The sequence below is a fragment of the Neobacillus oceani genome, assembly GCF_046237595.1.
GTDB classification, from domain to species: Bacteria; Bacillota; Bacilli; order Bacillales; family Cytobacillaceae; genus Bacillus_D; species Bacillus_D oceani.
On record NZ_CP143543.1, the window covers coordinates 555,464 to 567,530 of the forward strand.

The following is a 12,067-nucleotide window of genomic DNA, read 5'->3' on the forward strand; positions in this document are numbered from 1 at the left end:
AAAAATTTACTCTGGTAACAATGCAGAAACTGCCACTTTGCTAAAAGAATAAACTAGTTTCACTAGTCAAAACTAAACATATCCTGAAAAAGGAGATGTGGTTACGATGGGCAGAAAGAAGCTTGGGAACAGGAATGCGCAGATTAACAACAATAAAAAGGTTGGTAAAACAAGCTCGGAGCTTGTGAAGTTTACAACCGGGCAGGACAGGCTGATCCACAACCGGCCGAATGATGATTGATCTCGATTGACCTTTGGAAGCCACTCCATTTTGGGGTGGCTATTTTTATGTTTCTAGTAATATTGGTCTATTCTCCCATGGGCACAAAGGCGCTATACTATATACAGAAAAAGGCAAACCTGCCGAAAGACAGGGACGCAAAGCGATGGGCCTGCCCGGAAACCCGAATGGCTGCCACGCCGCCGGACTTCTTTTTGGATGTCTGGGACAATTCCAAAAAGGAGAGGAAAAGAAGTCTATGCGCAAAGCTTTTTTGTGTGTAATTTTATTATGTTTGGCGGCGGGGTCAATGGGAAATCAAATTGTAAAGGCTGAGGGGACGCCGCGGGCAACGTGGCTTTGGGATACTTCCATGATTGAAACCCGGCCGGATGAAGTAATCGCTTTTCTTCAGGAAAACAACGCAGACAAGGTTTTCTTACAAATTAATCGGAACATCGGCTTTGATTCATACAAGCGGTTCATCAGAAAAGCTTCTGATTTTGGAGTTAAGGTCCATGCCTTGGACGGCGCTACTGACTGGGTATCCAGTAAAGGCGGCACTTATTTGAACCAGCTCATGAGCTGGGTTTCCGACTATCAGGCCGGGGCCGCTCCGGAAGAGAGGTTCTCTGGAATCCATCTCGATGTGGAGCCGTATTTGTACAGCGGCTGGACGTCGAACTACAAAGCCACAGTGCTCGCCTACCAAAACCTTCTTTTAAACGCGAAGGCGCAGTCTGGGCAGCTTGGCCTGCCTCTGGGTGCGGATATGCCGTTTTGGTTTGACGAACATACTTATAACAATAAAATTGGTAAAGGCAATCTCGCCAATTGGGCCATTCAAACGGTTGATTTCCCGACCATCATGGCATACCGCGACACGGCGCCGGCAATCGCCAATATTATCAGCAATGAAGTGCGCATGGCTCAGACTGCGGGGAAAACGCTTATTGTCGGTGTGGAAACAGGCGCGAGTTCGGAAGGTGATTTCATCACATTCCATGAAGAGGGGAAAGCCTATATGGAAGCCGAACTAGCCGCGGTTGATAGCAGCCATGTTTTTGCCATCCATTATCTTGAAAGCTGGATGAAAATGAAGCCTTAAAGTTTAGGAGAAACAGCTGCACCAAAGGGGGTAGCTGTTTTTTTACGGGTAATTCGGGAAATAAACAATTTTGAAAATTTAGATAAGAGCGAATCCCTGTAATAATGGGGAGAATAAGCCGAAAAATGGTCCTAATCATTTAAAAAACGGGGTGAATAAGAGTAAACGGAGTGATTTAGCATCCATTTTTTTAATAAAGTGCAGGCTTTCTACCGGGAAATTTGCCAAAATGCCATAAAAGAAGAGGCAAAGGGTATGTCCTCTGCCTCATTTTTTCATCCTTCCAGCTTTTTAAGGTCCTCAATTGCAGGTCCTTCAACAACTTCTCCGTTGTAAGCGAATCGTGAGCCATGGCATGGGCAATCCCATGTCTTTTCGGCGCTGTTCCATTCGCACTCGCACCCAAGATGTGTGCACGTCGTATCAACAAGATACAGCTTCCCGGTTTCGTCCTTGTAGCCGCCGGCGCGCTTGCCATCGACCAGGACAACGCCGCCTTCGCCAACCGACAGATCGCCAGGGAACTTAGGAATAAACTCCAACTTTCCTTTTACAAGATGGCCGGCTACAGACGCATTAAAGCTGACCGCTTTTTTTAATGCCGGGTCGAGTTCGAACCGGGATGGGTGATAAAGCTTTTTGTACGGACTTTCAAGATTGAGAACGTAATCCGCCAATATGTGGCCGGCGAGCGTGCTTGTTGTCATGCCCCACTTTTTATAGCCGGTTGCAACAAGGATGGTTTCTTCATCATCCGTTAATGGCCCAATGTAAGGCAGTTTATCAAGCGTATCCAAATCCTGAGCCGACCAGCGGTACATATAGTGCCCGTTTCCAAACACATCCTCGGCGAATTTAGCGAGCGCAAGATAATGCTTCTCTGTATTCTCACTTTTCCCGGTCCGGTGGTTTTCCCCGCCAATAATTAGCAGGTTTTCCCCATCATGAGGCGTATAGCGGATTGAGCGGGTAGGAGAATCGGCACTTATATACATGCCGCCGGGATATTCCTTGTCCGTCTTCACGCCAATCGCATAAGACCGGGACGCGTACATCCTTGCGAAATAGAGGCCTCTTTTATCAAAAAATGGCCAGTGCGAGGCGATAATGGCATGCCCGCAGGATATTTTCAGCCCATCCTTCGTATGAACAACGGTGCCGCCCTCAAGTGTGATATCCTTCGCGGTCGTATTTTCAAACACTTGGCAGCCGGCATCTATGGCTTTATTCAATAGGGCCCTTAAATACTTAAGGGGGTGGAACTGTCCCTGGTCTTTCATTGCGAGCGCATTTTTGACTTCTATATTAAACGGAATGCTCGTACGCAATTCGTGCGGGATGCCGAGTTTTTTATATGCTTCGGCCTCGGTCTCGATTTTCGATTTGTATTGATCGGTTTCGGAGTAAATGACAGCATCCTGGCTGCTGAAGTCGCAGTCGATGTTTTCTTCGTTAATGATCCTTCTGATAAAACCGAGTGCATCGGAATGGGATTCATAGTAAAGCTTAGCCTTTTCCTCGCCAAAATGGCTGATCAGTTCATCGTACAGCAGACCGTGTTGGGCTGTGATTTTTGCGGTCGTATGTCCTGTCGTTCCGTTCAGAACACTGCCGGCCTCGATAATCGCCACCTTTTTGCCTTGTTTAGAAAGCAGGTAGGCCGTTGTGATGCCGGTCATTCCCGCCCCAACGATAGCGACATCGACAGAAAGGTCCCCCTCAAGCCTGCTAAACTTCGGAAGGTCGATTTCTCGCCAATACGTTCTCGGATACTTTGGCGTCCTGCTTTGTCCGCTCATGTTATTCCTCCTTCATCTGATAAGTCCGATTAATGCAATCTGCAATTCACTTTATCAGGGACAGTAAGCTAATAGGGCAACTGTCCCTAAAGGTCCGCTTGGTTCAACCTAATCATCTGCAGAAAACCACCGCTGATGGAAGCTTCACTGTATTGTTCCCTGTTTTGGAAAAATAAACTCAACAACTTGCCAGGGGGTCTGCTATCTGATTTTTCGAAGGATTAGCAATTGCGTTGACGCTCAATGCCCAGGCTGATATACTCACCCTCATATATAAAGATAACCAACAGAAGAAGGTGGCTTGATTGGCAAAGGAATTTGAAACAAAAGTATTGCATGGGGACAAAATAGGCAGGGAAATTGCGAGCAAGGTGACACCGATTTACCAGACGTCTGCCTTTACGTTCAAGGATTTGGATGAGCTTGAAGGGTTCTATGAGGGCAGTGGGCGCTATCTGTATTCTAGGGTAGGAAACCCGAATACGGATGAGCTTGGCGCGGCGGTTGCCAGGCTTGAGGGGGCGCCTGCCGGAGTGGCGGCATCCTCGGGATTGTCGGCTATCCTCGCCGGGGTGCTCGCGGCTGTTAAAAGCGGCGGCCATATTATCGCAGCGGACGACGTTTACGGCGGCAGCTATCATATGCTAAAGGAAGAACTAAAAGACTTTGGCATTGAGACAACGTTTGTTTCATTCACCGACCTATCCAATGTAGAAAAAGCTATGCGGGATAACACCCGCATGATCTATACGGAATCTATTACGAATCCGCTTCTCCGCGTCGAGGATCTCGCGTCGGTTATTTCTTTTGCGAAAAAGAAAGGCCTGATCACACTCGTCGACAATACGTTCGCGACACCTCTGCATGTCCGCCCATATGAGCTTGGTGCCGACCTCGTTGTACATAGCGCAACAAAGTATATTGGCGGCCATAGCGATGTGACATCCGGCGTCGTAGTCGGAAGGGAAGACCTGATTGCCAAGGCGAGCGGGAAGATCGCCAATCTTGGCGCCAACCTGAGCCCGTTTGAAGCGTGGCTAACTACCCGTGGCTTAAAAACGCTGGCGCTCCGCATGAAAGCCCAGTCATCCAATGCCCGGCAGCTTGCTTTGGCGTTAAAGGAAAATGCTGATGTAAAGAGAGTGTATTATCCATTCGAGCATGGGGAAGACGGATACGGCGCGATTGTTACGATTGAGCTTTCCGAAAAGGCGGATATGAATGCATTTTTCCGGGCTCTTTCCTGGATTAAAATTGCGCCAACACTCGCCGGCGTGGAAACAACCGTTTCCCACCCGGAAGTGACATCCCACCGCGCACTATCACCAGAAGCGCGCGCCGAACTTGGCATCAACCGCCAAGTCGTCCGAATTTCGGTGGGCATTGAACATGTGAATGACATCATCAGCCAGTTCGAAACGGCGATCAAAGAATCTATTCAAGGTTATTGAAACGACAGCACCGGCTAAATGCCGGTGTTTTTTTGCGAAAATGGAGTTGCACTTAAATGGCCAATCCCTTTTGGTTGCCGCTTACCCCACTTGGTTGCTATTGAAGTGCCCATCCACGGTTGCTATGTTTCACAATCACCTCAACATTGGTAAATAAGTATCGAGAAACTAGTAACTTTAAGGAGGCCAGCCTATGGCTCATAATCAAAAAGAGATAAAAAGGCAAAGGGAGAGATCCGAACGCTTTGAGGTGGCGTTCAACCAAATCCATACAGAATTAAAAAAGCTCGAGAAAAATGCCGATACCGACCATTTTATCGAGCTGCTCCATAAAGTGAAGAATAGGCATGCGCCAATACGCCGTTACTTCGACGATTTAAAAAGCTATGCGCGCCTTCGTAACGCGCTTGTCCATGAAAAGAGCCGGAAAAACTTCTATATTGCCGAGCCCCATCCGGAGGTTGTTGAGCAAATTGAAGCAATTGCCGAATTCCTGCAAGTCCCACCGTCGATCCTAACTGTTGCTTCGAAGCCGGTGAAGACATTCCAGGCGGATGAAGAAGTCAAGGACGCGCTTCTCGAGATGGAAAAGCACGAATTCACACAGTACCCGGTTTACAAAGGCGAAAGATTTAAATTCCTGATGACCGAGAGTGGACTGAGGAGTTATTTTGCAAGCAGGCTGAAATGCTCCTCGATTGATCTCGCCGGACAAAAGCTAAGCGATGTCCAAAAGCATGAAAAGACGAATACGGTTAAAATTGTATCCAAGGATATGAATATTTTCGAACTTCAGGACTTATATGATTCCCGTCCGGAGCATGAAAACAAACTGGAGGCAGTCATCATCACCGAGAATGGTTCACAAAAGGAAAAGCCAATCGGAATCGTTTCTTCATGGGATTTAATAAAGATGGATACGGATTAAATGGCTGCCCAACTGATTGTATAAACAACGCGGCCTAACCATTTTTAACTGTGAAACAACACTTGTGAAACAAGAATTTTCGGGTGGTCCAGGTACTGTTCGTAACAAAACTCGCCAATTTCGGCGAGTTTTTTGTGTTAACCTTTTGGATGTTCCTTTGGCGGGCCTGCATCTTGAGTGTTGGTTTCGTGCTCTATTGCTGAGTAATAGGCAACCTTTTTAATGTTGACGCCTACAAATGTTTCTATGACAGACTGGCCGCCGGCAATGGCGAGGATTAGCCCGAGGACAAGGAATACTTTTGGGAAAAGCAGGTAGCCTCCCCCGAGAAAAATCGCGCTCCAGATGCCCGCGCACCAATAACAGTTAAGCAGGTAACCGAACATGTTCTTCGGGACGTCCTTTACCTCGCTGCCATGCGAAGTCTTTATCTCCTTCTTCTTCATGAAAGGCTTGCGGATGAATTCGGTAATTTTATCAAAAACAATCAAATGGGTCAGGCGATAGCTCGCCAGGATGAGGATGATGAGTTCCAGCCAGGAAAGGTTTTCCATAATGAACCTCCTACAAAAGCTTTTGGTGTTAGACTGCCCAAAACATGCCTGAGCGTCCATTACCTGTTTTCCCGCCAGCGAAAATAATAACCATCCTCTCTTCGTTCCGGTATATTTTTGAGGAAAAAACACAATCTATCCCGAGGAGGCGATAATATGAAAAAAGCTTTATTGATTCTTTTGGTGTCCGTCATGGCCATTGTTGCAGTGCCGGCGATTTCAAGCGCCCAGACAATCCATACCGTTGTCCGGGGGGATACGCTTTGGAAAATTTCTGTCCGGTATCATGTTGGGCTTCACGAACTGATTAGGGCAAACAAGCAGTTTAAAAACCCTAACCTGATTTATCCCGGGCAAAAGGTGACCATTCCGAGGATTGGCGCGAAATCAGTTGAACAGCAGGTCATAAGCCTGACCAATCAGGAGCGCGCCAAACATGGGCTTAAGGCGCTTGCGCACGATTGGGAACTCTCTAGGGTGGCGAGGTATAAGTCCGTCGATATGAGGGACAAGAACTATTTTTCCCATACGAGCCCAACATATGGTTCACCGTTCACAATGATGAAGAATTTCGGTGTTGCCTATAGATCCGCTGGTGAAAACATTGCGGCAGGGCAGACGACCGCGGCGGAAGTCGTCCGGGCATGGATGAATTCGCCGGGCCACAGGAAGAATATCCTGAGCCGTGACTATACGCACATCGGCGTCGGTTATGCGGCAGGCGGTTCCCAGCGGCATTACTGGACACAGATGTTCATCTCCAAATAAGATCTTTCATGGCATCCGCTTTCCAAAGCGGGTGCTTTACTTTTTTTAAAAAAAGTCAGTCCCACCGCTGGGCCGAGCCTGTCCTCCGCCTCAAGTCCTAGATGAAAATCTGGCTTGAGCACGTTATTGAAAATTCTCCCTGAAGGTAAGATAGAGACATGAAAGGAAAGGAGAGGAAATGGAGTGAAAAAATTTGGTTTGCTCGTAGCGGGAGGCATCGCTGCAATGGTCCTGTTATCGACAATCGGCCCAATCGCGGGAATGGTGATCAGTCTGGCGATTCTGTACTTTGTGATTAAGCAGTTCCTGAAAACGAAATCGACAGCGGCGAGGATTGGTCTTGGTATCCTTGGTTTAATCGTCCTGTCGGCAGCGGCAAGCAACGCGCCTGCCCTATTCGGCCTCGCAGCGGCTTATGTCCTGTACCTAGTGTACAAAAACTGGAATGAGACAAAGTATTCCGAACCGGTTAAAGAGTCTGATCCATTCGTTAATTTCGAAAGGCAATGGAACGAACTGCATAAAAACCACTAATTCATAAGGGAGAGAAAAAATAATGGCAAACTTATTTACTAAACTCAAAAACACGGTAATGGCGGACCTGCATGAAGCGTTGGACCAGAAGGAAAGGAAAAATCCGATTGCGATGCTGAATGAGCACCTTCGCCAGTGCGAGAAGGAAACTGAAAAGGTACGGAAGCTGGTTGAGCGGCAGCACGCGTTGAAGGAAGAATTCTCCCGCGAATATCACCTCGCAAAAGATATGGCCTCAAAGCGGAAGCATCAGGCGGACGTAGCATCCAAGGCCGGAGAACTTGGCCTTCAGGAATTTGCCGAAAGAGAGTACGTGCAATATTCTGAGCGGGCGGCGCGCCTTGAAGAGGCGATAGCCCATGCGACAAGGCAGCACAATGAGCTTGAAGCGAAATATGAGGAAATGAAACATAAGCTGAAAGACATGAACATTCGCCGCCTAGAATTGATGGGCCGCGAAAATATGAGCAGGGCCAACCATCGCATTAGCCAGGTTGTTGAGTCGGGCGAATTAAAATCGGAAAACCGCTTCCGGGAAATTGAAACCTACCTTGACACTATTGAGCATGAGGCAAATAACAACTATATCCGCAGCACAATCGACGCCAGGATTGCCCAACTTGAAAAACAGATGAAGGAACAGGAAGGGCAGCAAAACGCGCAATAAGATAGGCTGGCCGTATGCGAGGCATGCATGGCCCAAGTAACAAAAGTAGAGGGCGAGTCCCGGTAATGCGCCGGGACGCCCTATTTGTACAAGAACTTAAAGACAATGACATGCGGGAAATGATATCCTAAAGATAACAAAGATTATAGTACAGAAGAGGCTTTCGGGGAGGAAGAAAGATGGATAGGAAAATGACAGGGGATTATATGGGCTGGCTCATATTTGGCGGCGGAATCATACTTCTATTGGAAATTGCATTTTTTAACAGCGGCCTTGTCTTTTCCATTTTCCTGGCTGTGGCCTTGATTTACATTGGCAGGAAAAAGTCGCCTTCCAAGTTCGGAAAATTTCTTTTTTGGGTAGGGGTTGCAATATTAATTGCGAGCCTGATGAGTATGATTACATTGAAACTGGTGCTGATCGGGATGCTCGTTTTGGTCTTTATCCAGTTCATGCAGTCAAAAAAAGCGCATAAGCGGATTGCCCCGTCCATTGAAGTTACAAATCCAGGTGGTTCCGGGCATATTGTAAGGACAAAGCCGCTTTTTGAAAATATCTTGTTTGGCCAGCAAAAAACCCCTGACCATGTGTATGACTGGAATGATATCAACATCCAGGCAGGGGTTGGCGATACGACGATTGATTTGAGCTACACCGTTTTTCCAAAAGGGGAGACGGTCATCTTTATCCGGAACTTCATTGGCAATGTCCAAATCCTCGTCCCGTATGAAATGGAGGTCAGCATCAACCACTCTGTGATGGCGGGTTCAACGACCATTTTCGGCCTGGAGGAAGAAAAGGTTTTTAACCAGGTCTATCAGGTGAAAACAGCTGATTATGATGAATCGATCCAGAAGGTGAAAATTTTTACATCATTAGTCGTCGGGAATCTCGAGGTGAGCCGGATATGAGCGCAATCCAAAGACAGGTTGTCTGGTGCCTCGGCTTCGCCATTATTTTGATGGTTATTGGTTCGGCGGCCTTTTTTGTCGTTTTTCCAATTTCCGAATTGTCGCAGCTTTGGGAGAGGGAACTGATGGGCATCCCATTCATCATTTTTTTACCAGCATCAAGCGGGGCATTCGGAATTTTGTTCGGCTTGATTTCCGGTGTTTTTTGGAAATCGCAGCTTTCACAAATTGGCCAGTCGCTCCGCCAGATCGAGGAAGGTCATCAGGCGGAATTCAAGGATGATGGCTCTGTTTTTGAAATGAAAGAAATCCATGAACGTTTTCAAAAACTGAATGCCCAGCTGTCGGAAAAAGCAAAGATATCACAACGGCTCGCCACTGAAAAAGCCGAAGAACAGGAAGTAAGGATCCAGGAAATCATCTCCCAGGAGCGAAACCGGCTTGCTCGCGAACTTCACGACTCGGTGAGCCAGCAGCTTTTCGCCGCTTCGATGCTGATGTCGGCGGTGACGGAATCAAGAGGGGAAGAGGAAGGCCCGGAAGCAAAACAATTAAAGCTTGTAGAGGGGATGATCCACCAGTCCCAGATCGAAATGAGGGCGCTCCTCCTTCACCTTCGCCCGGCAGCCTTGAAAGGCAAGTCACTTCAGGAAGGTATCGCTGAGCTTCTTAATGAGCTATCGCAGAAGGTAATGATGGAAATTACATGGAGAGCGGAGAACTTTTCAATGGATAAAGGCGTGGAGGACCATCTGTTCCGCATCCTCCAGGAATCGGTCTCGAACACGCTTAGGCACGCGAAGGCAAAGTCACTAAATGTGCTGTTAATCAAAAGGGATGGGTTGATTATCATGCGGGTTGTTGATGACGGGGTCGGTTTTGATGAAGGTGACCGGAAAGCGGGAGCGTACGGCCTGCAAAATATGCATGAACGCGCACTGGAAATAGGAGGCACACTGAAGATTGTCTCTGTAAAGAATAAAGGGACGCGGCTTGAAGTGAAAGTTCCGGCTGTGTCGAATGGGGTTGGGGAAAAATGATTAAAGTTGTATTTGTCGATGACCATGAGATGGTCCGTATCGGAGTATCTTCCTATTTGTCCGCGCAGCCCGATATCGAGGTGGTTGGAGAAGCGGATAACGGGAAACGGGGCGTCGAACTGGCGCTGGAACTAAGGCCGGATATCATCCTGATGGACCTTGTGATGAAGGAGATGGATGGAATCGAGGCGACACGCCAAATTATTGAGCAATGGCCCGAGGCGAAAATCATTATCGTCACTAGCTTCCTTGATGACGAAAAGGTGTACCCCGCCCTTGAAGCGGGAGCAACAAGCTATATGCTGAAAACATCGAAGGCAAGCGAAATCGCGAACGCCGTCCGTGCTACATACCAAGGCCAGTCCATTCTCGAGCCTGAGGTTACCGGTAAAATGATGCTCAAGATGCGCCAGAAAAAGGAACTTCTTCCCCACGAGGAACTGACGGACCGGGAAATGGAAATTCTTCTGTTGATGACTGAAGGAAAAACGAACCAGGAAATCGCCGACGAGCTGTTCATAGCCCTGAAAACAGTCAAAACTCATGTGAGCAATATCCTATCAAAGCTCCAGGTGCAGGACCGTACCCAAGCTGTCATCTATGCGTTCAAGCACAACCTTACGAATTAGGGCCGAAAGTATAATAATAGAAGAGCTTCCTTCCAAGAGAAAAGGAGGCTTTTTCGTTTGGGCGGTTTTCAGGAGGTTTAATAGTTTTGAAAATGGTACGTAATCTGGTTCATAAAAGCCATCTGGTTCATAAAATCAATTTTCGGTTCATAAAAGTATAAACCCGGTTCATAAAAGTAAAATCCGGTTCATAAATACATCACCATGGTTCATAAATCCAGCAAACTGGTTCATAAAAGCTAGAACCCGCTAGCAGTCTGCTATCATCATAGGTTGGTGCCTAAGGACCAACAGGAATAAATAGCCTGGCAACATGCGGAAAATTATGCAAGGCTTCCATGCTTGGCATTGGGAATCGTTCCCGGCAACATACTCCCAACACGTATGGTTAAATCATTTGTTTTTTGCTTCCGCATGTTCCTCGATTTTTTCTTCATGCTCTTTTATTTCGGACTCAAATTTTTTCTTCAAGAGTGATTTATCGCCATATAAAACCAACTGGTCACCTGCCTGGATTTTTTCTTTTTGCCGGTCGTGGCGTATGGCCACATCCCCTCTTTTAATGAACAGTATATTGATATCCTCTTCTGGCTTGATCGTTTCCTCTAGTGTTTGTCCGACTAAATCGGACGCCTCATGGACATGAATTTCTGCAAAGTAATCATCATCATTTTGCAATAATACATCTTTGATCGGAAGGTCCTCGGGTTTATAGTTTTCCTCAAGTTCTTCCTGGAGGATGGAAGAGAGTTTTTTATCCAAATACGGAAGTTTCAGAATAACCAAAAGAAGGACAAGCACTCCCGCTGTAACGCCTAGCTCGGTTATATGGAAATTTTTCTGCAGGATGCCGCTGATGGCGGAAATGATGACAGCGAGGGAAAAAGCGCCAAACAGGATTAGGAAAGCGCCGAGCCTTCTCCTGATTGGATGGGCAATAATGAGCTCGGATACCCCAGTAGTAAATCCCGTACTTGTCAGCATGGACACAACCTGGAAACGGGCGATGGGTTTTTCAAGCCCTGTAAGGACAAATAACGCCGTACAAATTTCCACTACGATTAAGATTATCCCGATATAAATACAAATAAATAAATAACCCATCGCCAGTTCCTCCGTATCCGGAATCATGAATCGCCATTTTGGCCAGATCAGCAAAAAACCTAAAGGTGTTACCCTTTAGGCATTATCCTGCTCGTTCTGGTTGTAGTAGTGCACTCCGTATTGTGATCCTTCGCTAACCATTTTGTTGTCATCGAGGTCCATCGGGTCGGATAGGCCGGCTTTTGCGACGGCAGGCTCCGTATTGTTTTTTCCAAATGGAAGCTTGTTGACTGCTGTATTGACCATTTCTTTCATATTCATGTTCGACGGTTTCAGTGCGTACCAAAGCAATGCCCCAATTCCGGCTCCAGCTACCAGGTAACGTGTATTTCGATTCATGCCAGACCATCTCCT

At 47.2% G+C, this 12,067-nt stretch carries 14 protein-coding genes and 1 riboswitch; of the genes, 10 read left to right on the forward strand and 4 right to left on the reverse strand.

Translation table 11 applies throughout. From position 1 onward, the window contains the following. The first annotated feature begins 106 nt into the window (after positions 1-106). Both V1499_RS02735 and V1499_RS02740 read left to right on the forward strand, forming a co-directional pair. Positions 107-241, forward strand: a complete 135-nt coding sequence (locus V1499_RS02735) for a hypothetical protein (RefSeq protein ID WP_409273604.1) — start codon at positions 107-109, stop codon at positions 239-241. A 102-nt stretch (positions 242-343) separates the two neighbouring features. Further along, a riboswitch (cyclic di-GMP riboswitch) is annotated at positions 344-428 on the forward strand. Between the two features lie 102 nt (positions 429-530). After that, on the forward strand, positions 531-1,328 hold the full coding sequence (locus V1499_RS02740) for an amidase (protein WP_409273606.1): 798 nt from the start codon (positions 531-533) through the stop codon (positions 1,326-1,328). A 275-nt stretch (positions 1,329-1,603) separates the two neighbouring features. On the opposite strand, the gene V1499_RS02745 is transcribed toward V1499_RS02740, so the two are convergent. Beyond that, entirely contained in the window at positions 1,604-3,127 is a 1,524-nt protein-coding gene (locus V1499_RS02745; RefSeq protein ID WP_409273608.1) for an FAD-dependent oxidoreductase, read from the reverse strand. A 305-nt stretch (positions 3,128-3,432) separates the two neighbouring features. Here V1499_RS02745 and V1499_RS02750 point away from each other — a divergent pair, with 305 nt between their 5' ends. Together V1499_RS02750 and V1499_RS02755 are read left to right on the forward strand one after the other, a co-directional pair. Continuing rightward, positions 3,433-4,578, forward strand: a complete 1,146-nt coding sequence (locus V1499_RS02750; protein WP_409273610.1) for a trans-sulfuration enzyme family protein — start codon at positions 3,433-3,435, stop codon at positions 4,576-4,578. Between the two features lie 193 nt (positions 4,579-4,771). After that, entirely contained in the window at positions 4,772-5,506 is a 735-nt protein-coding gene (locus V1499_RS02755) for a CBS domain-containing protein (protein WP_409273612.1), read from the forward strand. 137 nt (positions 5,507-5,643) lie between these two features. Here the strand turns inward: V1499_RS02755 and V1499_RS02760 are convergent, their stop codons facing one another. Continuing rightward, positions 5,644-6,060 carry a DUF1360 domain-containing protein gene (locus V1499_RS02760; RefSeq protein ID WP_409273613.1) on the reverse strand — a complete coding sequence of 139 codons (417 nt, stop codon included), beginning with the start codon at positions 6,058-6,060 and terminating at the stop codon, positions 5,644-5,646. A 156-nt stretch (positions 6,061-6,216) separates the two neighbouring features. Here V1499_RS02760 and safA point away from each other — a divergent pair, with 156 nt between their 5' ends. The 6 genes from safA to V1499_RS02790 all read left to right on the forward strand — a co-directional run bounded on the left by safA (position 6,217) and on the right by V1499_RS02790 (position 10,609). Further along, the gene (gene safA / locus V1499_RS02765; RefSeq protein ID WP_409273615.1) at positions 6,217-6,828 is read left to right on the forward strand and encodes a SafA/ExsA family spore coat assembly protein; all 612 of its coding nucleotides are present in this window, start codon (positions 6,217-6,219) and stop codon (positions 6,826-6,828) included. A 183-nt stretch (positions 6,829-7,011) separates the two neighbouring features. Continuing rightward, complete coding sequence (locus V1499_RS02770; RefSeq protein ID WP_409273617.1) at positions 7,012-7,362, forward strand: flagellar basal body rod protein; 351 nt, start codon at positions 7,012-7,014, stop codon at positions 7,360-7,362. A gap of 22 nt (positions 7,363-7,384) precedes the next feature. Further along, a complete protein-coding gene (locus V1499_RS02775) occupies positions 7,385-8,029 on the forward strand; it encodes a PspA/IM30 family protein (RefSeq protein ID WP_409273619.1) in 645 nt (214 codons plus the stop codon). Positions 8,030-8,208: 179 nt separating this feature from the next. Further along, positions 8,209-8,940, forward strand: a complete 732-nt coding sequence (gene liaF, locus V1499_RS02780) for a cell wall-active antibiotics response protein LiaF (RefSeq protein ID WP_409273621.1) — start codon at positions 8,209-8,211, stop codon at positions 8,938-8,940. Beyond that, positions 8,937-9,980 carry a sensor histidine kinase gene (locus V1499_RS02785; RefSeq protein WP_409273623.1) on the forward strand — a complete coding sequence of 348 codons (1,044 nt, stop codon included), beginning with the start codon at positions 8,937-8,939 and terminating at the stop codon, positions 9,978-9,980. The genes liaF and V1499_RS02785 overlap by 4 nt, the downstream gene beginning before the upstream one ends. Next, entirely contained in the window at positions 9,977-10,609 is a 633-nt protein-coding gene (locus V1499_RS02790) for a response regulator (protein WP_409273625.1), read from the forward strand. Before V1499_RS02785 ends, V1499_RS02790 begins: the two co-directional genes overlap by 4 nt. Positions 10,610-11,002: 393 nt before the next feature. Here V1499_RS02790 and V1499_RS02795 read toward each other — a convergent pair whose 3' ends face one another. Beyond that, the gene (locus V1499_RS02795) at positions 11,003-11,713 is read right to left on the reverse strand and encodes a TrkA C-terminal domain-containing protein (protein ID WP_409273627.1); all 711 of its coding nucleotides are present in this window, start codon (positions 11,711-11,713) and stop codon (positions 11,003-11,005) included. A gap of 75 nt (positions 11,714-11,788) precedes the next feature. Next, positions 11,789-12,052 (reverse strand): hypothetical protein, encoded by a 264-nt coding sequence (locus tag V1499_RS02800; protein WP_409273629.1) that lies wholly within the window; start codon positions 12,050-12,052, stop codon positions 11,789-11,791. Positions 12,053-12,067 lie beyond the last annotated feature (15 nt).

Excerpts from the sequence above, each read along its gene's own strand:
- V1499_RS02760 (WP_409273613.1), bottom strand. The coding sequence starts at position 6,060 with ATGGAAAACCTTTCCTGGCTGGAACTCATCATCCTCATCCTGGCGAGC.
- V1499_RS02745 (WP_409273608.1), bottom strand. The coding sequence starts at position 3,127 with ATGAGCGGACAAAGCAGGACGCCAAAGTATCCGAGAACGTATTGGCGA.
- V1499_RS02775 (WP_409273619.1), top strand. The coding sequence starts at position 7,385 with ATGGCAAACTTATTTACTAAACTCAAAAACACGGTAATGGCGGACCTG.
- V1499_RS02735 (WP_409273604.1), top strand. The coding sequence starts at position 107 with ATGGGCAGAAAGAAGCTTGGGAACAGGAATGCGCAGATTAACAACAAT.
- V1499_RS02790 (WP_409273625.1), top strand. The coding sequence starts at position 9,977 with ATGATTAAAGTTGTATTTGTCGATGACCATGAGATGGTCCGTATCGGA.
- V1499_RS02795 (WP_409273627.1), bottom strand. The coding sequence starts at position 11,713 with ATGGGTTATTTATTTATTTGTATTTATATCGGGATAATCTTAATCGTA.
- V1499_RS02800 (WP_409273629.1), bottom strand. The coding sequence starts at position 12,052 with ATGAATCGAAATACACGTTACCTGGTAGCTGGAGCCGGAATTGGGGCA.
- V1499_RS02755 (WP_409273612.1), top strand. The coding sequence starts at position 4,772 with ATGGCTCATAATCAAAAAGAGATAAAAAGGCAAAGGGAGAGATCCGAA.
- V1499_RS02740 (WP_409273606.1), top strand. The coding sequence starts at position 531 with ATGGGAAATCAAATTGTAAAGGCTGAGGGGACGCCGCGGGCAACGTGG.
- V1499_RS02785 (WP_409273623.1), top strand. The coding sequence starts at position 8,937 with ATGAGCGCAATCCAAAGACAGGTTGTCTGGTGCCTCGGCTTCGCCATT.
- safA (WP_409273615.1), top strand. The coding sequence starts at position 6,217 with ATGAAAAAAGCTTTATTGATTCTTTTGGTGTCCGTCATGGCCATTGTT.
- liaF (WP_409273621.1), top strand. The coding sequence starts at position 8,209 with ATGGATAGGAAAATGACAGGGGATTATATGGGCTGGCTCATATTTGGC.